Source organism: Spirosoma sp. 209, assembly GCF_002006735.1.
GTDB lineage: Bacteria > Bacteroidota > Bacteroidia > Cytophagales > Spirosomataceae > Spirosoma > Spirosoma sordidisoli.
This window is the reverse complement of record NZ_MVEC01000017.1, coordinates 1-21,506: the sequence shown is the minus strand read 5'-3', so window position 1 is coordinate 21,506 and position 21,506 is coordinate 1. Positions and strand designations below refer to the sequence as shown.

At 56.3% G+C, this 21,506-nt stretch carries 18 protein-coding genes and 1 pseudogene; 5 read left to right on the top strand and 14 right to left on the bottom strand.

Translation table 11 applies throughout. The annotated features are described in order from the left end of the window. Positions 1-308 precede the first annotated feature (308 nt). Both B1C80_RS22530 and B1C80_RS22525 read right to left on the bottom strand, forming a co-directional pair. Positions 309-1,745, bottom strand: coding sequence for an MOP flippase family protein (locus B1C80_RS22530; RefSeq protein WP_077923482.1), 1,437 nt, complete (start codon positions 1,743-1,745; stop codon positions 309-311). A 14-nt stretch (positions 1,746-1,759) separates the two neighbouring features. Then, complete coding sequence (locus B1C80_RS22525) at positions 1,760-2,692, bottom strand: gliding motility-associated C-terminal domain-containing protein (protein WP_161492809.1); 933 nt, start codon at positions 2,690-2,692, stop codon at positions 1,760-1,762. A gap of 229 nt (positions 2,693-2,921) precedes the next feature. Between B1C80_RS22525 and B1C80_RS22520 the strand changes: the two genes are divergently transcribed. From B1C80_RS22520 to B1C80_RS22510, 3 genes are read left to right on the top strand one after another with little or no spacing between them, the layout of a single operon-like run. Further along, positions 2,922-3,704: a 4'-phosphopantetheinyl transferase superfamily protein gene (locus tag B1C80_RS22520; protein WP_161492808.1), complete on the top strand. Its 783-nt coding sequence runs from the start codon at positions 2,922-2,924 to the stop codon at positions 3,702-3,704. Positions 3,705-3,726: 22 nt separating this feature from the next. Next, positions 3,727-4,902, top strand: a complete 1,176-nt coding sequence (locus B1C80_RS22515; RefSeq protein WP_077923479.1) for a glycosyltransferase family 1 protein — start codon at positions 3,727-3,729, stop codon at positions 4,900-4,902. Further along, positions 4,899-5,852 carry a hypothetical protein gene (locus B1C80_RS22510; RefSeq protein ID WP_077923478.1) on the top strand — a complete coding sequence of 318 codons (954 nt, stop codon included), beginning with the start codon at positions 4,899-4,901 and terminating at the stop codon, positions 5,850-5,852. The genes B1C80_RS22515 and B1C80_RS22510 overlap by 4 nt, the downstream gene beginning before the upstream one ends. Before the next feature lie 5 nt (positions 5,853-5,857). On the opposite strand, the gene B1C80_RS22505 is transcribed toward B1C80_RS22510, so the two are convergent. From B1C80_RS22505 to B1C80_RS22455, 11 genes are all read right to left on the bottom strand, one after another. After that, positions 5,858-6,715 carry a glycosyltransferase family A protein gene (locus B1C80_RS22505; RefSeq protein WP_077923477.1) on the bottom strand — a complete coding sequence of 286 codons (858 nt, stop codon included), beginning with the start codon at positions 6,713-6,715 and terminating at the stop codon, positions 5,858-5,860. Positions 6,716-6,842: 127 nt separating this feature from the next. Next, positions 6,843-8,054, bottom strand: coding sequence for a glycosyltransferase (locus B1C80_RS22500; protein WP_077923476.1), 1,212 nt, complete (start codon positions 8,052-8,054; stop codon positions 6,843-6,845). Continuing rightward, positions 8,017-9,513 carry an O-antigen ligase gene (locus tag B1C80_RS22495; protein WP_077923475.1) on the bottom strand — a complete coding sequence of 499 codons (1,497 nt, stop codon included), beginning with the start codon at positions 9,511-9,513 and terminating at the stop codon, positions 8,017-8,019. The genes B1C80_RS22500 and B1C80_RS22495 overlap by 38 nt, the downstream gene beginning before the upstream one ends. 14 nt (positions 9,514-9,527) lie before the next feature. Next, entirely contained in the window at positions 9,528-10,745 is a 1,218-nt protein-coding gene (locus B1C80_RS22490; protein WP_139361712.1) for a glycosyltransferase family 2 protein, read from the bottom strand. A gap of 17 nt (positions 10,746-10,762) precedes the next feature. Then, on the bottom strand, positions 10,763-11,686 hold the full coding sequence (locus B1C80_RS22485; protein WP_077923474.1) for a glycosyltransferase family 2 protein: 924 nt from the start codon (positions 11,684-11,686) through the stop codon (positions 10,763-10,765). Then, on the bottom strand, positions 11,665-12,693 hold the full coding sequence (locus tag B1C80_RS22480) for a sugar transferase (RefSeq protein WP_304442111.1): 1,029 nt from the start codon (positions 12,691-12,693) through the stop codon (positions 11,665-11,667). Before B1C80_RS22480 ends, B1C80_RS22485 begins: the two co-directional genes overlap by 22 nt. Before the next feature lie 317 nt (positions 12,694-13,010). Then, positions 13,011-13,493 carry a response regulator transcription factor gene (locus B1C80_RS22475; protein WP_077923472.1) on the bottom strand — a complete coding sequence of 161 codons (483 nt, stop codon included), beginning with the start codon at positions 13,491-13,493 and terminating at the stop codon, positions 13,011-13,013. Positions 13,494-13,860: 367 nt separating this feature from the next. Beyond that, entirely contained in the window at positions 13,861-16,095 is a 2,235-nt protein-coding gene (locus B1C80_RS22470) for a peptidase domain-containing ABC transporter (RefSeq protein ID WP_077923471.1), read from the bottom strand. Beyond that, positions 16,092-17,282: an HlyD family secretion protein gene (locus B1C80_RS22465; RefSeq protein ID WP_077923470.1), complete on the bottom strand. Its 1,191-nt coding sequence runs from the start codon at positions 17,280-17,282 to the stop codon at positions 16,092-16,094. Before B1C80_RS22465 ends, B1C80_RS22470 begins: the two co-directional genes overlap by 4 nt. A 158-nt stretch (positions 17,283-17,440) precedes the next feature. Then, complete coding sequence (locus B1C80_RS22460; protein WP_077923469.1) at positions 17,441-17,683, bottom strand: hypothetical protein; 243 nt, start codon at positions 17,681-17,683, stop codon at positions 17,441-17,443. Between the two features lie 66 nt (positions 17,684-17,749). Beyond that, complete coding sequence (locus tag B1C80_RS22455; protein ID WP_077923468.1) at positions 17,750-17,992, bottom strand: hypothetical protein; 243 nt, start codon at positions 17,990-17,992, stop codon at positions 17,750-17,752. A 437-nt stretch (positions 17,993-18,429) separates the two neighbouring features. Between B1C80_RS22455 and B1C80_RS22450 the strand changes: the two genes are divergently transcribed. Beyond that, the gene (locus tag B1C80_RS22450; RefSeq protein ID WP_077923467.1) at positions 18,430-18,699 is read left to right on the top strand and encodes a helix-turn-helix domain-containing protein; all 270 of its coding nucleotides are present in this window, start codon (positions 18,430-18,432) and stop codon (positions 18,697-18,699) included. A 4-nt stretch (positions 18,700-18,703) separates the two neighbouring features. Here the strand turns inward: B1C80_RS22450 and B1C80_RS22445 are convergent, their stop codons facing one another. Then, positions 18,704-20,692 carry an acetoacetate--CoA ligase gene (locus B1C80_RS22445; protein ID WP_077923466.1) on the bottom strand — a complete coding sequence of 663 codons (1,989 nt, stop codon included), beginning with the start codon at positions 20,690-20,692 and terminating at the stop codon, positions 18,704-18,706. Positions 20,693-20,932: 240 nt separating this feature from the next. On the opposite strand from B1C80_RS22445, the pseudogene B1C80_RS22440 reads away from it, so the two are divergent. Next, positions 20,933-21,506, top strand: a pseudogene (locus tag B1C80_RS22440) (hypothetical protein); the annotation flags it as partial.

Below are 21,506 nucleotides of genomic sequence, written 5' to 3'. Positions count from 1 at the left end.
TGCCTACGGCACGTTGTCGACCCGGCGCCTTCTCCGGCCTACCATCCCATTCCCATGGCATACCTGCGGTCAAACCCCCACCGCATCGAAACCCCTTGTGGCGACATGTCCATGGCCCGGAGGTACATCCGACCGTAGCGCCCCCCCGTGAGAGTGGCATGTTAAAGCCAAACCACGCTCGCTCCTGCAGCGCAAACCCCGTAGGGGTGATATGTCCATAGCAAAACCACCAGGCCCGCACCGCAAACCCCGTTGGGGGGCATGTTATGCCCTCTACCGGGGTTCCTCATCAACAAAAAGGAATAAAGCTAGAGCGCCTGGCGGTAGGCTTTGATCTCGGAGAAGGGCAGCTTGTAGGCCAGCGTCAGGGCCAGATACACCGCCCCACCCAGCGCAATCTCGGCACCGGCATTCAGCCAGCCCTCATGCCCAACGGTCACTTTGTACAGCGTAACCACAGCAATCATAAGCCCGCAGAACAACACCGGCTTGGCTATGTTTTGCAGGAAGACACCCAGAAAGCTCCCGACCAGGTAATGCACAATGGCGAAGTTGGCCAGCATATTCAGGAAGGTCGTAATCAGAAACGCGTAAGCCACGCCCGTAACCCCAAAATACCGGCCTCCCACGTAAACCAGCGGGATCTTCACGAGCAGCGTGGCCAGATTCAGGTAAAACAACAGATTAGGCTTGCCCTTGGTGAAGGCCAGGGTAAAGAGCGGGTGGCTCAGCGAGAAGAAAACGCTGACGAACACGAAAATCCGGATCAGCTGAATGGTTTCTTCCCAGCCCGGCCCGTAAAACAGCGGCACCACCGTTTCGGCCGTGATAAACAGACCCGCCAGCAGCGGCAGGTTGCAGTAGCTGATGAAATCCAGAATTTTCAGGTACGACTTCTTCAGGTCGGCCGCGCTGTCTTTCATCTTCGCCAGAATCGGGTACGCTACCTGCAAAATAATGGGGTTGAGCTTGATGACGGGGAAAATGGCCAGCTGGTAGGCCATCGTGTAAAACCCGAGTTTCTCCACGCCCAGCAGGCCCCCGATAAAGATGTTGTCGGAGTTTGACTGGATGAAGCCCAGAAACCCATCGCCCATGTTGTATATGCCAAACCGCAGGTGTTCTTTGGCATCGTGCAGACTGAAGGCCAGCATCGGTCGAAAAAACGGCCGGCCCAGCGCAACCTGGAGGGCACTGCGCACCGCCTGCCCCACCAATGACCCGATGATGAGCGACAACTCCTGATACTGGTTGAACGCGAGCGACAGCGTTACTCCTGTCGACACAACGCTGCCTATGATATCGATGATGGCCACTGACTTGAACCGCAGCTCTTTCTCAAGCAGGAAGAGGTACAGCTGCCCGAAATAAACGATCAGGAAATAGAACGACGCCAGCCGGACCACCCGCCCCAGCCGGGGTTCTTCGTAGAACGCAACGATGGGCGGTGTGCTGATGTAAATGATCGCAAAGAGCAGCACTCCAACAGCCAGGTTCAGCCAGTACAGCGTCGACAGAACGCGCCGGTCGCTTTCCTGCTTGTAAATGATCGAGTTAGAAAAACCCAGGTTGGCAAACACCCCGAAAAAAGCAATGATCAGGTTACTGACGCTGACAACGCCAAAGTCGGCGGGAGCCAGCAGCCGGGCCAGAACGGCTACCTGCGCAAACTGAAACACGGTAGAAATGGCCGTGGCAATCGTGATCCACTTGCCGCCATTCATGGCCTTACGGGTGTTACTCATTACGGTGATGACGGTTAGCGCAGCAGCAAAACTCGGCCGGTCTGCACGTAAGGTTTATCGGGGCTGTTGACCCCACTAAGTCGATAAGCAATCTGGTACGTATAAGCACCCGCCGGACAATGCTGCCCGGCATAGGTGCCATCCCACCGGCGAGACTGGGTGTTGCTGGTGAAAACGACCGTACCCCAGCGGTCAAAAATAGACAGATCGTAGGAGATCATGGTATCGAGATAGACGGCCAGATCATCATTTATACCGTCACCGTTCGGCGTAAACACATCCGGAATCTGAACCGGGTTGGTGGCGCAGACGCTGCATTGCCTGAGTTGAATATCGTCCAGGGCCATATCGTTGCCGCAGCCCCGCAGGCCCTGGTTGTTGATAAACCGGATCACAACGGTAGCCGAGGTTTTAGGGACGCTGAAGACAGTAGCGTACCGGCGCCAGTCGGGTCGTTCGGTCTCTATGATCTCGCCCAGATCGATCAGCTGCAGCACCTCCCCGTCGGCCGATTCGACGCGCATCGTCAGGTTGGGCCTGATGCTGTTTTCGCAGATGCCCGCCCGCAGCAGGTTCAACGCCCAGACCGACACCTCGTAGGTCGTATTCGGACAAAGTCCCGTGACCGACTGCTGATAAAACTCGCCCGGCTCGAAATTACCGTTGATGATCAGCATATTACCACCGGTCGAGCCCGGCGTATGATCGCGCGGAATAACGTGCCAGGTGTTGCTGAAACAGGCACTGTCGAGCGCCGTGGTACGGGTGTACTCGCCATCGTCGGGGCAGGTTCGGTCTACGTACCGGTACGAGGTCTGATTATCGGGCAGCGGGCCGGCCGTACGACCGAACGTTTCGCTGACAATCAACGGTCCTCCCGACTCCGGGCAGGTCTGCGCCATGGTTCCGGCCATACTCAGCCAGCCAACGACCAGCGCCCTTATCATTCGCCCCATCCGGCATACCCTCCAACCAACCTGACAAGCTATTGCACTGACCATGAACGACCACCGCGACCAAACGCAGAAAGATTTTTTCTTCTTAATTATGACTAATCGCACTAAATGACGTCACTACTATAGAGATCAAAAAGACTACTGGTGACCAACAAGCGTAGTAAGCCTCGTACCGGTGTCATCTATGTCACTTTTTGAGAAGGTCTTTCTTTGTTTTTGTATGCCTGCTGCGTTCGTTTCGTGTGCGTCGTGGCTGCCCCCAGACTGGCAGCCTATCCGACCTGGCTCCCTGGCGGGGCCGCTGGCGGTGTTTCGGGTATTCCTGCCCGACCATACGACCTGCCTGCCCCGGCTACGCAGCTGGCTCAGCCCCGACGAACTGGATCGGGCCAGCCGCTACCGGCAGGCCGCCGACCAGCACCGCTTCAGCTGTGCGCGCGGCTGGCTTCGTTTGCTGGTCAGTGCCTATACGGGTCAGCAGCCCGGCCAGGTGCGCATCACTATAGGCCCGAACCAGAAACCCGAACTGGACCCGGCTACGGGCTGGCATGTCAACGTATCGCACGCAGGCAGCTGGGTGCTGATCGGCATAGCGCGTCGGCCTATCGGGGTCGATGTGGAAGAGATCAGGCCGGACTTTCCGGCTGCCGACCTGCTCCCATCGACCTTCAGCCCTTCGGAGCAGCAGTACATTACCAGTGTCACCGAGCCGCAACGCCGGTTCTACCAGCTCTGGACGCGTAAGGAAGCGCTGGTCAAAGCCACCGGCCAGGGGCTGGGCAACGACCCGGCGGCCATTCCCTGTCTCGATGGCCAGCACCGGGCATCGGCGTCGGCCATCGGACAGCCAGGTTACTGGGCAGTCCGCAGCTTCGACCTGGCCGGGTCATACAGCGCGGCCGTGGCCAGCAACGACCTTTCTGACAGGCCGGAATTCTATACCCTGACCCCCGATTCTCTCTACCGGCTTGCGTCGGCTACTCAATATACGCTCTCATGTTAGGCTTAACAGACTCCTGCAACTTATGAAAATCGGCATCGAAGCACAGCGCCTGCTCCGCCCCCACAAGCACGGTATGGACATCGTAGCCCTGGAAACCATACAGGCGCTGGTGAATAACCCGGAGCACGAATACGTAGTCTTTGTGAAGCCCGACACCGCGCCCGATAGTCTGCCCAGTGCGCCCAACCTGACCGTTGTTGAGCTACCGGGTGGCCCTTATCCGGCCTGGGAGCAGTATACGCTCCCCAAAGCCGTCAGCCAGTACGGCCTTGATATGCTGCACTGCACCGCCAATACCGCGCCCCTCCGCCGACCGGTACCGCTGGTGGTAACGCTACACGACATCATTTTTCTGGAAAACCGATTCCTGACGGGCGGCAACTGGTACCAGCGGATCGGCAACCTGTACCGGCGCTGGAACGTTCCGCGGGTCGTAGCCAGCTGCGAACGCATCGTTACCGTTTCGGACTACGAGCGGCAGCGCATTATCGAACATCTGCGCCTGGAGCCCGAACGGGTCGTTACCGTGCATAATGCCGTAAGCAGCCAGTTCCGGGTTATCGACAATCCCGACCGGCTGGCGCAGGTGCGCGCCCAGTACGGCCTGCCCGACGAGTTCATGTTCTTCCTGGGCAATACCGACCCCAAGAAGAATGTCAAAAATGTGCTGAAAACGTTGCTGTTACTACAGCGACGCAAGCAACTCTCGCTGCCGCTGGTGATGCTGAACGTATCGCCTTCGTACGTCAACGAACTGCTGAGCGAAATGGGCGGCCATACCCTGGCCGATCATATCATCCTGCCCGGCTACATCCCGAACGCCACCTTACCCCTGATCTACAATGCAGCCACGATCTTTCTGTGCCCGTCTCTGCGCGAAAGTTTCGGGTTGCCCATCCTCGAAGCCATGGCCTGCGGTACCCCCGTGCTGACGGCCAGCAGTTCGGCCATGCCCGAAGTGGCCGGCGACGCAGCCCTGCTGGCCGATCCGACTTCGGTCGAAGACATGGCTACCCAGCTCTACCGGCTGCTCACCCAGCCCGCTTTGCGCGAGACATTACGGCTGAAAGGGCTGGCGCGGGCCGCTCTGTTCTCCTGGCAGCATACCGCCAACCGCCTGCTAAACGTCTATCAGCAGGTCAGCGCCCAGGCGACCCAACGGTCGTTTCCCGATGTATTCATTGATCAGCCTGCATGAAACGCTTCTTTCTCAAAGCACTTTACGTTGTAGCCACCCTGAACTACCCCCGGCTCCGACGCGATCTGCGGTATTTCGTACGCGACAATTACTTTGCCCGTCTGAACCAGCTTCGGTTTATCCGGCAGGATTTTGTCAGCAAAAAGCCCTACAAAGTCATTGATTACCACGGCGAATTTGACCAGGAGCTACGCTACGTGCTACCCTTTGCGTACTGGCACTACTGCAACGGAACCCTGAAACAAACCATTGGCTGTTCCAACACGAAGGCGTTTTACTTCTTCAGCCCCGATCACGTAGAGCGGTATGAAAAGCGGGTGTGGCAGGCCGGTTACGGGTATTACGACGTTCCGAACATGACCCACAGCCCTACCTTCGATTTCTCGAAATGGGCGCGCGTGCCGTTTAAAACCCATTACCAGAATACCCGCTTCCGCTACAGCAAGCCAACGCTCGTCATAGCCAATAAATACAACATCGAGTGGGACCAGCCGCCCATTAACTTTCTCGACATCCCGGCGCTGGATCGGATCGTTACGGCCTGCAAAGACAAGTACCAGATTATCTACAACCGCCCGCTGGCGACCCAGATCGTAGGCGACAACAGCGAAACGCTGGATCTGCACGAACACGCCTGGCTCCGCGAAAACCACCCCGAAGTTCTGCTCATGAACGATCTGTACGAGCAAAACCGCTCGTCGGTCGATAATTACAACCACTTTCAGCTGCTAGTATACGCCAACTGCGACCGCTTCATCTCGATGCACGGTGGTACGGCTGCGCTGGCCAGCTATTTTGGCGGGATCAACATTATTCTGTCGCAGCCCGGTGGTGGCAAAGAGCACGATTTCAACGAGTACGAGACAATCTTCCCGGCTTTGTCAGGCGCCAGTATCCGGCACGCCCGCACCGTTGGGGAGGTATTCGGGTTCGTAGACAGCCTGTTTTAGTGCCCTTAGTTCTTCGATGTTTTTGTATCGTGGGGCGGGTGGGGCGTCAGGTAAGATAAGGGCCGCTGCAATTCGGTGAGCACGCGTTTGCCCAGCGCCTGCCAGAAATTTCCGTCGCGCAGCAGGCTCCGGGGGCCGGTCCAGACGCGGGCCGCGTTATTTTTCATGGCTGCCACCCGGCCGTACTGCATCAGATCGAAACACATCCGCCCGTCTTCACCCCGGATGTTCTGCATCACAAACCCCGCTTTCAGGCCAGCTTCCCGATTATAGCCCATGCTCATACCGAAGGCGTTCAGGTAGGGCCGGTTAACGTGCCGCACTTCGGCAATCATGTCGCGCAGGGTTTCGTGCAGCGCCAGTTGCCAGCGCGGCATGTCATCCTGAGCAATGAACGAGTAGCGGCCATAGACGCAGGATACGCCCGGCTTGCGGAGTTTTTTGGTCATCTCGTCGAGCCAGACAGGGGGGTACAGACAGTCGGCATCGGCCAGCAGCACGTAATCGCCCAGCGCCAGCTCCTGCCCCATCTGCCGGGCCGGGCCGCAGCCCTGTATGGGTTGCAAAGCCGACCGGACATGCAGCCGATCCAGAGTTTCTGCCGTCTGGTCTGTAGAATTGTTGTTAACGACAATGATCTCGAACGGGATACCGGTTTCGAGAGCAGCCAGCGAACTAATGCAGCGAATCAGGTTAACTTCCTCATTATAAGCCGCAATAACAATAGATACAACGGGTTTTCCGGTGGGCTGTTTATCCAGCCGGGCATTGATTGCCTCAAACACTGACCCGGGTACGTCGGCCAGCCGTTCATAGGGGTAGGCGTGTTGGCTGATCCAGTCAGGGTTCTTAAACCAATTCATTGCGGATGCTTCTTGCTGAATGAAAGGTTTAAGTTACGCCATTTTTACGAAGCCGTAACCGCACAAAACGGAGATCTATTAATTGGTAGAATTAATAGGCAAACTAAAGAAGATGGCGCTTACCCGGTCAGGCGGGCTGCAGCTGTCTGATAACGGCTTCAAATTCTTCGGAGCGGTGTGACCAGGAATTGGCCCTGGCCAGCGCGATTCGCTGATCGAGCCGCTGCCGACTGGTATCGGCCAGCGCCCGCCGAAGGGCCGCCACAAAGGCGTCGGGCGTGTCGGCCAGCTCGACGATACCGGCAAAATCGTCCAGCAGGGAGAACGGGGTTGACACCACCGGTAACCCGGCCGCCAGGTATTCGTTGATCTTCAGCGGGTAGATGGTATAGGTGTGCTCGTTACAGACAAACGGAATCATGGCTGCGCTCATCCGGGCCAGGAGTGGAGGTAACTCGGCTGGCTGGTGGGGCGGAACAAATTTTACGTTGGGATACGGAGCCAGCTGAACCCGGATCGTGGGTTCGTTTACTTCGCCCACAAACATAAAATCAAGGTCGGGCATTGTCCGAACGCAGTGCTCTACCAGCGGCAGATTGATCCGATCATCAGCGGTACCGAGGTAACCGACAACCGGTCGGTCCGGCACGGTCTGGTCGGTAAACGAGCGGGCTTTGTTAAACAGCTCAAAGTTGACCCCATTCTTGACGCAGAAGGTGCGGGGCTGCAGCAGCGACTTCGACTGCCGGAGCGTTTCGGAGGTGGTCACGACGGCATCGACGCCCTGCAGGTACAACGGTTCATAGCGCCCCCCGTGGCGGCTCATCCAGCGCGACATGGTAATCTCGTCGAAGCAGTAGTAGATAGTGGCCCATTCGTTCAGCTGCCTCAGCATGGGCAGACCAAACACCGGATTGAAGGCGTTGATGACCAGCGGACGGCTGATACCCAGCTGTTTCATCACAGTCCGGAGTCCGGCCGTCAGGCGGTTCACATTCCAGCGCACCACCCGATCATGCGACCGCGCCGACAGCCAGTTGATGGGCAACATAACGGGCGGATGCCAGATATACGCTTCGGTGCCGTTGTCGAACAGTTTGCGGTTGAGCGAGGGGGCCAGCCCCAGCATAGGCCGTACGGGTATGTCGGTACGGCCGGTCAGCCCTTTGGCCAGGTCTTTAAGTGTGTACTGATAATCGACAAACACCACCCGGTGCCGGGCCGAGAGTTCGGTCATCAGCTGCACGACTGCCTTCTGAAAATTGCCCTCCCACGACGTCTGGCCTATGCAGACAATACCGTCAAAAGGAGTGTTGTCTGTGAAGAGGTTGGGGTTCATAGCGGTGAAGAGGAGGTTTCTTGGGGAGGGTGGGAATGTCCCAGCGTTCGCCGGTGGCAAACAGGACAGAATTGATGAATAGCATGGTACTGGTAGGAAACTGACCCAGAATCGGGTTCGAGTAACTCACTAAGGCAATCCCGATGAACTCGGCCAGCAGCGCAATCATGATAATCCGTAATCGATCGTCCCGAATCTGCCAGACCTTGTATACGCCCGTCAGGATAATGCCGGCCAGTACGAACAGATACAGCGACAGCCCAACCCGGCCCGTCTCGATCCAGATCTGAACATACCAGCTATCGGTCGGAATCTGCGACGCAAAATGGTTCGGAGAGAAGCGCTGCCCAGCCCCCGACGACGACCCGATACCGGCTCCGAACGGCAGGTCTTTCAGGTAGGCCCGCAGTTTGGCCTGGTTCTCGAGCCGCACGATGAACGACGCATCCTTGGTAGGACGCAGGGCCGTGCGTATGCGGTAGATCTGGTAAATAGAATCACCGAAGTTTGTAAACACCAGTACCAGCAGCACCGGCGTTGCCACCGCAATACCGCGCAGAATCGGCTTCAGCTGCCGCATCAGAAACAGGTAGGCCGGGTAACCAGCCAGCAGCCCAAACAAGGCGCTGCGGGTACCCGACACCGCAAACCCCCAGAACATAATCAGCGCCAGAATCAGGTAGCCAATTTTGTTGAGCCAGCGTTTACTCTCGAAAAAGAAGATCAGACAGATCAGCGTGACGCCGGCCATCTCGGACCCGAACTGCCCGGCATCCGAATAAAAGGAGAAGCTTCGTAGCTGGCCCCAGAGAATGTGGGTGCGCTCGGCTCCCTCGGCCAGCCACCGCTGTTCGGCAGCCGCCAGCCCGATGTATTGCTGTTTGAACGCCCAGAAAGCCGCCAGCACCGACCAGCCTACCCATATTCTGATCAGCGTGTGAATATCGCTGCGGGTAATGGGAGCCACGAAGACGATAATGGCCAGAAAGAACCAGTTGATCGAAAACGACCGGATGTGGTAGAACCAGGCCTGCCGGGCGGGCGCATCGGGGTTATAATACTCCAGCAGCGTATACGTGAGCCAGAGAATGAGCAGGTAAAAAACCGGATTTTTGAGCCGCGACCAGGCCATACGTTTCCCGTTCAGAAACACACTGACCAGGGTCAGCGACAGAATAGCATCCAGCGACATACCCAGCGGGGCTTCGGTTTGCAGAAAGCGGGTGAAGCCCAGGATGAAGCTCAGGTTGATGTAAATCAGCAGGCCCAGGCGGGGTTCGAGCAGTATGCCCACCAGCGTCAGCAGCCCTACCGGTACTCCAACGGCCATCAGCGCCCCCATTATCCCGTAAGCGCCCAGGAGCGAGCCGGCTATCAGCGCACAGACAACCCCGATCAGGCCATACACCCAGCGGCTGTCGCGGAACAGGTTTTCCAGAGAAAGCGATTGATCGAACATACAAAGTCAAAAAATTAGGCGGCCCGACGTGCTTTTTCCCAAACACCCGAAATCGAGCCGTTGCCATAACGCCAGAAACCGAGCAGTACGCACCAGTTCATAAACACGAAGTAAAACGGTACAAACGTGAGTTTCCAGCGCGTTTGCCGATTCTCCAGCACGTAGCCAAGCATGGCTGCTGCGTAGAAAACAAGCTGTATCCCAAACAGTAACCACCAGAACCGGGTCGAAGCCGGGTCGGGCCGGGTCAGCATGATGACGTTGAGCAGCAGCAGCAATGGCAGACAAAACGGTGTAACGGCCCAGCGCAGCACCCGGTGCGATACGTACTGAAAGCTGAGCCAGCCGTACCGAAACACGTTCAGCAGATAAGCCAGTCGTTTCATGGCCTGGAAGCCCCCCGTAGCAATGCGAACCTTGCGTTTCATCTCCTCCCCAACCGAAAATGAAGGCGACTCGAGCGCGTAGGCATCCGGCGCGTAGGCCACCCGATAGCCCCGGCCCGCAATGCGCAGGGAAATCATAAAATCGTCGAGCAGCGTATCCGTCTCAACGGGTTCGTACAGTTCCGTTCGGATGGCAAACAGCTCTCCCGCAGCCCCAACAATGGTATACAGTTCGGCGTCGAGCTTTTTGAGGAACGACTCATACCGCCAGTAAAGCCCCTCCCCACTGCCCGCTGCCGCTTCGAAGCCCGCCTGCCGGATCCGTTTTTCACCCGTTACGGCCCCTACCGTTGGCGCGTTGAACCGACGTACCAGCCGACTAACCGCTTCCAGGTTGAGATGTGTATTGGCATCGGTGAAAATGGTGATCGGCGTCGTGATCTGCTGCATGGCCCGGTTCATGGCCGCTACCTTCCCCAACCGTTCGGCCCCCGACAGTATGGTCAGATTCGGCAGATCGGCCCGGCGCTGCTCCAGGTACTCCGCCGACCCATCGGTTGATCCTTCTACCACGAAAAGCAGGTTAAGCTGGGTGGAAGGATAATCCTGGGCCAGGCAGTTCTGGAGCTTTTCGGGCAGGTAAGCCCGTTCGTTATAGGCAGGTACCACCAGCGTCACCAGCGGCAGCGACCCGGCCGGACCGGGCAAATCGGCCGACTTGCCCAGCCGCGCCTTCAGGCTCACCAGTATCCACGCCAGTACTCCATAGCCCATGTATGTATATAGAACCACAAAAACCAGTAGAAAAAAGGCGTAGGCCGTCAGGTCGTAGAGGGTACTGATCATGGGGGGAGATGAAGGGGCTAAACCGGGGAGACACTGGCCGATCGGACGTTCCACAGCACGCCGTTTAGGAAGGCACGGGCATGGGTAAACTGCCCCCTTGCAAGATACGAAATCACGTGCTTCGGTAACACTAATGCCGCAAAGAAGCTATAAAAAACCAAACGTTGAAACAACGAACAGTGACGGCGCATATACAGAATCCGGTTGCGCGTCAGGTAATAGGTGCGCAGCGGACTTTCCCGACCAACCGAGACCGACTCTTTGTGCAGAATCGTAACCTCCGGCTGGTAATAAATCAGAAAACCGGCATCGCGTATGCGCTGCGACCAGTCCAGTTCTTCGTAATACAGAAAGAACCGATCGGCAAACCGGCCTACCCGCTCAACTACTTTCCGGCTCACGAGCATGGCACAGCCGTGGGCAAAGTTGGTCGGGCCGGGCCGATCGTAGCGTCCGTCGTCGGTTTGATTGTAACCAATTATAGTCGCCGTGCCCGTGTACATATTCATCGGATTGTAGCCGGCATATTGCACCAGCCGGGGCGAATCGTAGAAGCGGATTTTTGGGCAGGTAACACCAACCTGACTATTCAGGTCGAAAGGTGCCAGCAAGGCTTCCAGGACAGACGGATCCAGCTCGGTATCGTTATTGACGATAAAGAAATAGTCGCCCCGCGCGTGTTCCATGCCCAGGTTGTTGCCCCCCGTAAAGCCCAGGTTCGTATCGCTCCGCACGACCTTCAGATTCGGGTACCGGGCAGGGTCGATCTGGGTAAGTAAAGCGGGTTCAGATGCGTTGTCTACCACCACGATTTCAACATTCGGGTAGGTTAGCATACGGGCTGACTCCAGAAACTCGCGGGTCGTTTCGGCCTGGTTATAATTGATGGTGACAATAGAAACGCAGGCAGACGCGGGGGTTAGACGTTCTCCTTCTGCCATAAGCTGAAAAAGGTTCGCCATATAATATACGCGTCCGTTCGGAACGAGAAACTGCTGGCATAATCAATATCGAGCAGGGTTCGCTCCCGATCCGACATGGGCCCCTGCCCCTTGGCCCGTTTTTTTATCTGCCATAAACCCGTCAGGCCCGCCGGTCCGGCAAACCGTTGTGCAAACTCGTCGGAGGTTAGCTTTTCGGCTTCGTACAGCGGTAGCGGCCTGTTCCCCACCAGCGACATATCGCCCAGCAGCACATTTACCAACTGCGGCAGCTCATCAATACTACTGTTCCGCAGAAACGTGCCCAGCCGGGTAATGCGTGGGTCGTTGCGGAACTTCATAAACTTAGCCGATTCATTACTTTGCCGCAGGTACTGCTTCTCGCAGATGGTCTGGTTGTGATCGATCAGCAGTCGCTGGCAACTGGTTCCTTGCTGCTGGCAATCGGTGCACAGCCGTTCTCCGCCCGCCGACAAATCTCTTAGCGCTGGCGATTCCTCCGAAATACTGGCATAGATATTGCTAGCGGCCATGCTGTTCAATTGTTGGTCGGCCTGCACCTTCATCGTCCTGAATTTATACATATTGAACACCCGGAAATTTGTTCCCGCGCGTTTTGACATATAAAAAGCGGGGCCTTTACTGTCGATAACAATAGCGATCGCTACCAGCAGCAGCAAAGGCGATAGAATCAGTAAGGCAATTGACGAAACGGCAATATCAATCAGGCGTTTCCACCAGGGTAACCGAAAATGCTGAAACGGTGCTGTGCGTTCAACGTGCTGATTCGTCTGAATCCGTTTTTTCAGATCGATGTAATATTGAACTTTAGTGATGAGCCGGCCATCTCCTTCACTAAGTAACAGAATATCAGTTACTCCGCTCGAAAAAAGGGCTGACGATAGCCGGGGTTCGGCTGAGTACGACATCACCAGAACCGGCACCAGTCGATGTCGGGCGTGGGTACGGATCAGGTTGGCTACGTCTTTTTCGTAGCTTATATCCACGATGATAAGGCTAAGGGCTACCGCTTCCGATAGCCCTTTTTCGAACTCACCTACGCTCTCACAACGCTCAACCGGACCGTACTTTCCGACGATTGAGGTTATCCTATGCGTTGCAGCGGTGCCATTTTCCGATAGTATCAGACACAAATCGGACGATTTACTCACGGAATTGACCTGAGTCACTACATTTTTCAATTCCGAGTTCAACACTTTGGCACACATTTTGCAAGTTATTGGGTGAGTATATCAGGTAATAGTGCTGCAAAACCGTTTAATTAATAATCAGGAAGAATGGCATTGAGCAACCGCGTTTTCTTTCAGAGTATGAGAGACATCACGCGTGATCTCAGCTGCCGGAGCAAATTGGTCCGTGGCTGCATCCGGGCTAGAACGGGTCGCTTAAGACCTTCTTCAGCCGGGAATACGGTTCTCCGTAGCAGAGCATGAAGTTTTGCTTTTACTTCCAGTGGATTGAATGGTTTCAGAATGACGTTGTCAACTCCTTCTTCAAGACTACGAATACGTGTATTGCTGTCATGAGCGTCGGAGAGGGCAACAACCGGAATGTGACTCATTAGCCGGTTGGTACGAATAAGCCGAGTTAGTTCAAGCCCACCCAGCGAGGGCAGGTTCAGTTCGGTAAGTACGCAATCAAAGCGGCAGCCCTGCACAATCAGCTGGGCAGCCTCCTGTCCAGATTTTGCTACGGTAATAGCAAAATCCTGGCGGAGCGTTTGTACAAGAATATCGGCTACGTACGGATTTTGGTCCACGATGAGTAGTCGGTGTTTACGGTCCATATATTGAGCGTTTTGAAAGTTTAGACTGTATCTATTTCTATCGGTTACCGGATTAATAAAAAAACCACAACTTTTAATCCGGCTAACCGAACCTACTTATGGCTTGAATCCCAGCTTAATTTGGTGGGTTGAGGGGACTCTTGTGCCCTAAATTTATTAGACGGTCCGTAAAGCCAGTGAAGTCGGCCATCGGCCTCTCCCATACTTTACCAAATGTTAGCCCCCTGATTTATCAGGGGGCTTATAATCAATACGTAAGCCGCATATTGTATACAAACGCAATTCTTTTATTTACTTAAGCCATAGCGCGAATTACCCATATACCAGAAAGGGCTAGTATACTTATATATTTTAATCACTTTTTAATCTACACCGACTCCGTTTGTTGCTGCCAGAACTGCGAATACGCCTTTCCATTGCGCAATAATTCTGTGTGTTTCCCTTCCTCGATAACCCGCCCCTGCTCCAGTACGATAATCTTATCAGCCTTACGAACGGTGCTCAGTCGGTGAGCGATAATGATAATGGTCTTTCCTGCTTTCCGGAGCAGCTGCACCGTCTGCTGAACGTAATTTTCAGAGGCTGAATCAAGAGCCGAAGTAGCTTCGTCCAGAACAAGAATCTGCGGGTCGCGATAGAGTGCACGGGCAATGGCCATACGTTGCTTCTGCCCGCCCGACAGGGTAGCTCCGTTCTCTCCCAGATAAGTTGTAAACCCATTCGGCATTCGCTCAATAAAGTCGGTAATGCCGAGCTGGCCACATATGGTCAGGATCCGCTGCATGTCCGGGTCTTCTTCGCCGACGGCTATGTTTTCGATTACATTGCCGGCAAACAGATCGATCTTCTGCGGTACCACGCTCACTACCCGGCGGAGGCTGTCGGCGTGCAGGTGCCGGATGTCGTACTCGCCAATGAAAATGTTGCCACTCTGCAGCGGGTACAGCCCCTGTACCAGCGACAGCAGGGTCGACTTACCCGAGCCACTCTCGCCCACTACGGCCGTAATTTTTCCTTTCGGCATGATCAGACTCAGGTCGTCGAAAACGGGCGCCCGGGTGCCGTACCGAAAGGTGACATTCTTGAAGCGGATGTCCCCCACCATGTCGGGCTTGAGCTGCACTTTGTTCTCGTTCGACTCCCGATCGAGGTCCATAATTTCGAATAGCCGGTCGGCCGCGATAAGCGCTTCCTGAATGCTGCGGTTAGCACCAATCAGACTGGCGGCTGGCCCGGTGAAATAACCTATCAGCGCGTAAAATGACAGCAGCTCGCCCGGCGTCAGGTCGTTGCTGAGTACGTACCCCGCGCCAACCCACAGGAGCACGATCGTGAACAGACGGGTAATGAACTCCGATGCATTACCGGCGTAGATTCCCATGCTGCCGGTCTGGAAAATCGTTTGCAACAACCTGACGAACCGATCTTCGGTTTTCTGGCTGGCAAACTGTTCGAGCCCGAATCGTTTAATGGTTGGCATAGCGTTCAGCGATTCGACCAGCTGCGCTTCGAGGTCGGCCGCGTTTTCCATCTGCTGCCGCTGGTTACGCTGGTTGAACCGGTTCACCACCCAGTAGATGCCCGCGTAGAACGGAACGATGAGTACCAGAATCAGCGCCAGCTTCCAGTAGTACGTGAACATGAGTCCGAACGAGAACAGTACGATCAGCACGTTCACGATCAGCCCAAGCGCTACGTCGTTGATAAACGTTCGGATTTTGACCGCGTCGTTGATTCGCGAGATGACCTCCCCTACCCGCATGGTGTCGAAGAACGACTGCGGCAGGGTCATCAGGTGTTTATAATACCCCAGAATCAGCGCGGCATCCATCCGCTGGCCGGTTTTTAAGTTGAAAAAACTCTTGGTTGCGTTGATGAACACCTGAAGAACCAGCAACCCGATCATCACCACACTCAGCAGGTTCAGCAGGTTGCGGTTTCCGTTGACGAGCACGTTATCAACGATCTTCTGAATGTAAATAGCCGACGACAATCCCAGGATGGTGTATACCAGCGCGCCGAACAGGGCCTGGAGCATAACCGACCGATGCGGCTGCAGCAGTTGCCAGAACCGTTGCAGAACCGGCACCTGCTCGTTACCTACCCGAAACGTCTCATCCGGAATAAGCAACACCAGCAACCCGGTCCAGACCTGCGCAAACGCCTGGGGCGATAGCTGGTGCAGCAGCCCATCGGCCGGGTCCATGACGGTAATCTGTTCGGCTGTAATCCGGTAAATGACCACGTAATGGTGCAGTGCGCCGTCGCGGATGGCTACGTGGGCGATGGCAGGCAGTGGAATTTTGGACAGGCTTTCTACCGTAGCTTTAACCCCCTTGGCCTGAAAACCCATCTTCTGGGCAGCCTCCACCATACCCAGCACGTTGGTACCTTTCTGGTCGGTAGCGGCCATCTGCCGAATGCGGGCAACGGGCAGCAACAGCCGGTAATGGGCCGCTACAGAAGCCAGACAGGCCGCCCCGCAGTCGGTTACGTCGCGTTGTTTGACCTTTACGCGGGCGCTGATCGTGTCAGTTGTCAGCCCTTTGAGCCGCGCCAGCCAGGCCGACGCGCGGGTTTTGAGTGGGGTGAGTTGGCTCATGCTGCTTTACCGCCCTCCTGCTGCGCCAGATCTTTCGTGGATGATGACTTCGGATTGACAGCCGGGTTCAGCCAGTCGTCGGCTTTGTCGTACAGGAGCTGAAACAGTGACCGGCGGGCTACCTGAAAACGGGTCTGTACCGTCATGCCTTTTTTGAGCTGGCCCCGGTACCCATTGGCCAGCGACAGATACGACCGGTCCAGCTGGCAGCGGACTTTAAAGACAGGCTCGCCATTGGTTACGGTGAAATCGTTGGCTACGTCGATCACACGGCCGGTGAGTAAGCCCCACTGGTTGTAGTTGAACGCATCGACCTGCAGGCGAACGGGCTGGCCGGGCTGGATCAGGCCAATATCCTTAGACGGCACGTACGTTTCGACGATGAGGGTAGAATCGGGCGAAATCACGGCCATCACGTCGCCGGGCTGTACGTAGCTGCCGGCATAGCGCCCGCCCAGCTGGCTGGCAGTTCCGCCGACGGGGGCCTTCAGGATGTAAAGTTCTTCCTGCTCGGCCAGCTGCTTAGCCTCCGATTCGAGGTTGTTCAGATCGCGCCGTACCTGCGTCAGATCGGTTTGCCAGTCACTCCGTTGTTGCTCGACCAGCGTGTTGTAGCGGGCCAGAGCCGCTTTGTGCGCGTAGAGCGCGTCTTCGTATTCGAGCCGGGCAATGACCTTCTGACCGTATAACTGGCGGGCCGTCTCGTACTCCCGACGGCGTTTCTCCTGCAGATTCCAGCTCTCTTCCACCACCGACCGAAACTGGTTGTACTGCTGCCGGTAAAGCGGAGCCGACAGGCCGGCAATCTGTTTCCAGGAGCGGGTGGTGAGCTGGCTTAGGTCGCGAACAAACGCCTGTTTCTCGGTTCGTTGCTGATCGAGCAACTGCTGGCGCGTCTGAAGCTGCTCGGACCGGAGCCGGAACAGGGGCTGGCCTTTTCGGACAGTCTGCCACTCCCGAACCAGCACCGCTTCGACAACCGCTCCGGCGGTAGCTTTCACGTCGCTGCGTTCGGAGACGGGCCGCACCAGTCCGTTTGCCTGTACCGTTACGTCGACATAGATAAACGGCAGGGCCAGTAAGGTGAGCACGATGGCGCCGAGTACCGTAGTATAGATGATCTGGCTGCGTACGCTGACCCGGGGCAGGTAGGTGACGAGGCCATAGGAAAAATCGGTTTCGTTCATGGTCGCGTTGAGCAAATTCCTGGTGTGTACCTACGGGAAAACAAAAAGCAGGGATTTTGCCCATGAGCGGAAACGAGGGAACGGGTTCCTGTATTTCCGGGCGAAATCCCTGCTGAAACATTACTATGGCGGGCTTATGCGGGGCCCGATCCGCTTACCTACGACCGGCTGAACAGAAAGCCGAAGCTACTGCTCGTACTGGTGTCGGCGCTGGTACTGTTGCCGCTGAACAGGGCGTTGTCGCCACTCAGGAGGCTGTTACCACTTATATTGACCAGGTCGGCTACCAGCAGCGAGCCGATAGTACCGATGCTCGTGCTGTCGCCACCACCGTGGTTATTAATCATTTCGCTGTTGGTCAGTTCTTCGATACCAAACTGGGTTGTTTCTAGCGTTTTCATACCGATACAGTTTATGGTGAAAAGAATGAATACCCCCGACCACCCGGCCAGGATACGCGCCGTCGCTTATGAGCGGCCCGACACAAAACTGAACAGGGTGTCGGTTACGGTGCTGAGGCTGGTGCTGTTGCCGCTAAACAGGGCGTTATCCCCACTCAGTACGTTGTTGCCACTTACATCTACCAAATCGCCGATGGCAATGGAGCCGATATTGAGCAGGCTGGTACTGTCGCCACCGCCGTGGTTGTTGATCATTTCTCCGTTGGTCAGTTCTTCGATTCCGAATTGTGCTACTTCAAGCGTTTTCATAACGATATAGATTTACTGAGAAAAGTGCCTACTCTATCAGCTTTTCGGCTTCCGCTGGACTCCTGACGACCCGACCCCGCTGACTGCGCGCATCGGACTGCCGTTTGCCTGTGACAAAGGTGGGGGATGAATGGACAGGCTCTGATAACGGCTTTTTATAGTTTCATAGCCATCGGTTATAATTTTATAACCCATCGGTATAAGCACCCTCTGGCTCAGAAAGCAAAAAAAATGATCTGCAACCCCGACCATCTAACCAACCCGTTTACAAGCAGTTACTCCCACTCCAGCGCCGGGCATAGGCTGGACTGGTTTAGGCAGCCTATTCTATAAGGAATCTGAACGCCCGTTTTCTGTCGTATAAATAGCCTACAAACATGATCTAGATTACATCATATGGACTGATCGGCTACGTTTCGTTATAAACCGCTTGTTTTATGCACGTGCTATCGGAAAAGCTTCGTCGGCTGCGCCAGTTGTTTGGTTACTCGCAGGAATACGTGGCCTTCACTATCGGTATGACCCAGCCCGCCTACTGCAAATGGGAAAGTGGCCAGACCCAGCCGTCTATTGCTAAACTGCAGGACCTGGCCACTCTGTATCAACTGACCATTGGCGATCTGCTGAACGACGATGACGTCGACATTATCAGGAAGCTGCTGGCCGACGAGCACTTTGCCGAGAAGCTCCTGGGCCGACCCAACTGACGCTTTAGTTCCGTTTCAGCACGATTTCGGCGAACTGATCGAGCGAGGCCGGGTTCCGCAGCGTGTCTTTGCTGGTAGCCAGGGTAGCGTCCATACCCGACAGCATCTTCTTGACGGGGGTTTCGAGCTTTTTACCGCTGATGGTATACGGCACATCGCTGATCTGGTAGATGGCGTCGGGCACGTGCCGGGGGCTGAACTGGCTGCGCAGGGTTTGTTTGATGCGTTTGGTCAGCTCGTCGGTCAGTTCGACACCGTCGTGCAGCACAACGAAGAGCGGCATAAAATACTGCCCGCCCGGCTGCTCGACTCCTACGACCAGGCTATCGGCTATTTCGGGCAGGCTCTCTACAGCACTGTAAATTTCGGCGGTTCCGATCCGGACGCCGTCGCGGTTAAGGGTGGCGTCGGAGCGACCGTAGATGATAACCCCGTTCCGCTCGGTGATCCGGATGTAGTCGCCATGTCGCCAGATACCCGGGTAATCGGCAAAGTAGCTTTTACGGTATCGGTCGTTGCCGGGGTCGTTCCAGAAATAGATCGGCATCGACGGCATCGGCTCCAGAATTACCATTTCGCCCAGTTCGCCCCGCACCGGCCTGGCCTGCTCGTCGAACGCTTCTACCTTACAGCCCAGCAACCGGCACTGAATTTCGCCTTCGTAAACAGGCAGCATGGGGTTACCGCCCACAAACCCGCTACAGACGTCGGTACCTCCGCTGAACGAGATCAGCCAGACATCTTTCTTGATCGATTCATAGATCCACCGAAATCCTTCTGCTGGCAGGGGCGAGCCCGTTGAGCCGATGGTCCTCAGATAGGGGAAGCGGTGCGTAGCGGCCGGATTCAGGCCAGCGCGCAGGCAAGCCAGGTAGTAAGCCGCCCCGCCCCCAAAGTGCGTAATGCGGGCCTGCTCGGCCAGACTCCACAGAATATCCATATCCGGATACCCCGGCGCCCCATCGTACAGCACCAGCGTAGCTCCCACCAGCATGGACCCGACGGCGAAGTTCCACATCATCCAGCCCGTTGTCGAATACCAGAAATAACGTTCGCCAACGCGTACGTCCTGATGCAGACCGAGGGCTTTGAGGTGTTCGAGCAGGCAGCCGCCCACGCTATGGGTAATCGCCTTCGGTTTGCCCGTCGTTCCTGATGAATAGAGCACCCAGATCGGGTGGTTGAACGGTACCGGCTCGAAGGTCAGCCCGTCGGTTGCGGGTGTTTGCAGTACGTCTTCCCAGAGGTCGGCCCGTTCGAGCTGGCTGGTTTCGTCCAGGTAAGGCATCCAGACCACCTGCCGGAGCGATGGCAGACTCCGGCGCAGTTCACGCATGGCCTCGGTTTTGTCGATGGCTTTGCCGCCATACAGATACCCATCGACGGCGATCAGGACCTTGGGCGCAATCTGGCGAAACCGATCAACGATGCTGGCTGTCCCGAAATCGGGCGAGCAGCTCGACCAAACGGCTCCGATGGCGTTGGTAGCCAGAAAAGCAACCACCGCTTCGGGGCAATTGGGCAACACCGCCACCACCCGATCGCCCACCCCAACGCCCTGCTGCCGCAGATACGCAGCCACAGCCGCAACCTGGTACTCCAGATCGGCCCACGACAGGGCCAGCAACCGCTGCCGGCGCGACTCGGGCCCTTCGGCTGCGTAGAGGATAGCGGGCTGGTTGCTCTTATGCCGGAAAATATGTTCGGCGTAGTTGAGGGTAGCGCCGGTAAACCAGTCGGTGCCGATCATGTCGGCATCGGTCGGTCGATACACCACCTGGGTATAAGGCGTTCGGGATTGCACATCGAAAAACTGCCAGATGCTTTCCCAGAAATCTTCGAGATCCGTAACTGACCAGTCCCACAAATCGTCGTAGTCGCGGAAGTAGAGGCCTTTTTTGACGAATAGCCAGTCGATGTATTTCTTCATCAGTGACTGACTGGCCGTACGCGAGTCGGGTATGTAGAGCGGGGTGAGTGTCGGGCGGGACATAAAAAGCGTGCTAAGGAATACGTTGTTGACAGAAGTTTTCGGGTGTAGCGACTAATCGACTAACGACTAACGACTCTTCTGGATTGTTTTTGTCATAAAATGCGTTTCTCTTCAGACGGCTTCGCAGGGGTTGTGGCGAAAAGCCGTAACTTTGCACTCCTTTTTTCTCCGTACAAACAATACAGCCTGATTATCAGCGCTTTTTACTTAGCAAAACAGTACACTTTACTGTATTTTTCCATGGACCAGGATTTTGATCAGAACAGAGCCGGCGGCCAAAAGCCGCGCCGTGATGGTGAGCAACGTTCATTCGGTCGTCGGGATGACGACCGGCCCCGCTTTTCCCGCAGCAGCGGCAGTGATGACGCATCACGCCCCCGCTTCAACCGGGATAGCAACCCTACAGATCGGCCCCGCTTTGAGCGGAACGACGAACGCCGGTCAGCCGACCGCGCCAATGACCGGCCCCGCCCGGCCCGACGCACAGACAATACCAGCGACCGGCCCCGCTTTTCGGACCGCAGTGGAGACTCCCGGGGTGGAGACTCCCGGAGTGGAGACCCCCGGGGTGGCCGCTCGTACGCCAATAAAACCGACCGGTTCGGTAACGAACGCCGGTTCAACGACCGCCCCGACAGTACCCGTACCGACCGCGACAGCCGCCCCGAGCGGTTTGATCGGAACGACCGGAGCCGGGATGACCGCAATACCGACCGGCCCCGCTTCGAGCGCAGCCGCGACGACCGCCCGGAACGGCCCTTTACCGACCGGCGCAACCAGCCTGCCGGCGACCGGCCCCGTTTCGACCGCCGGA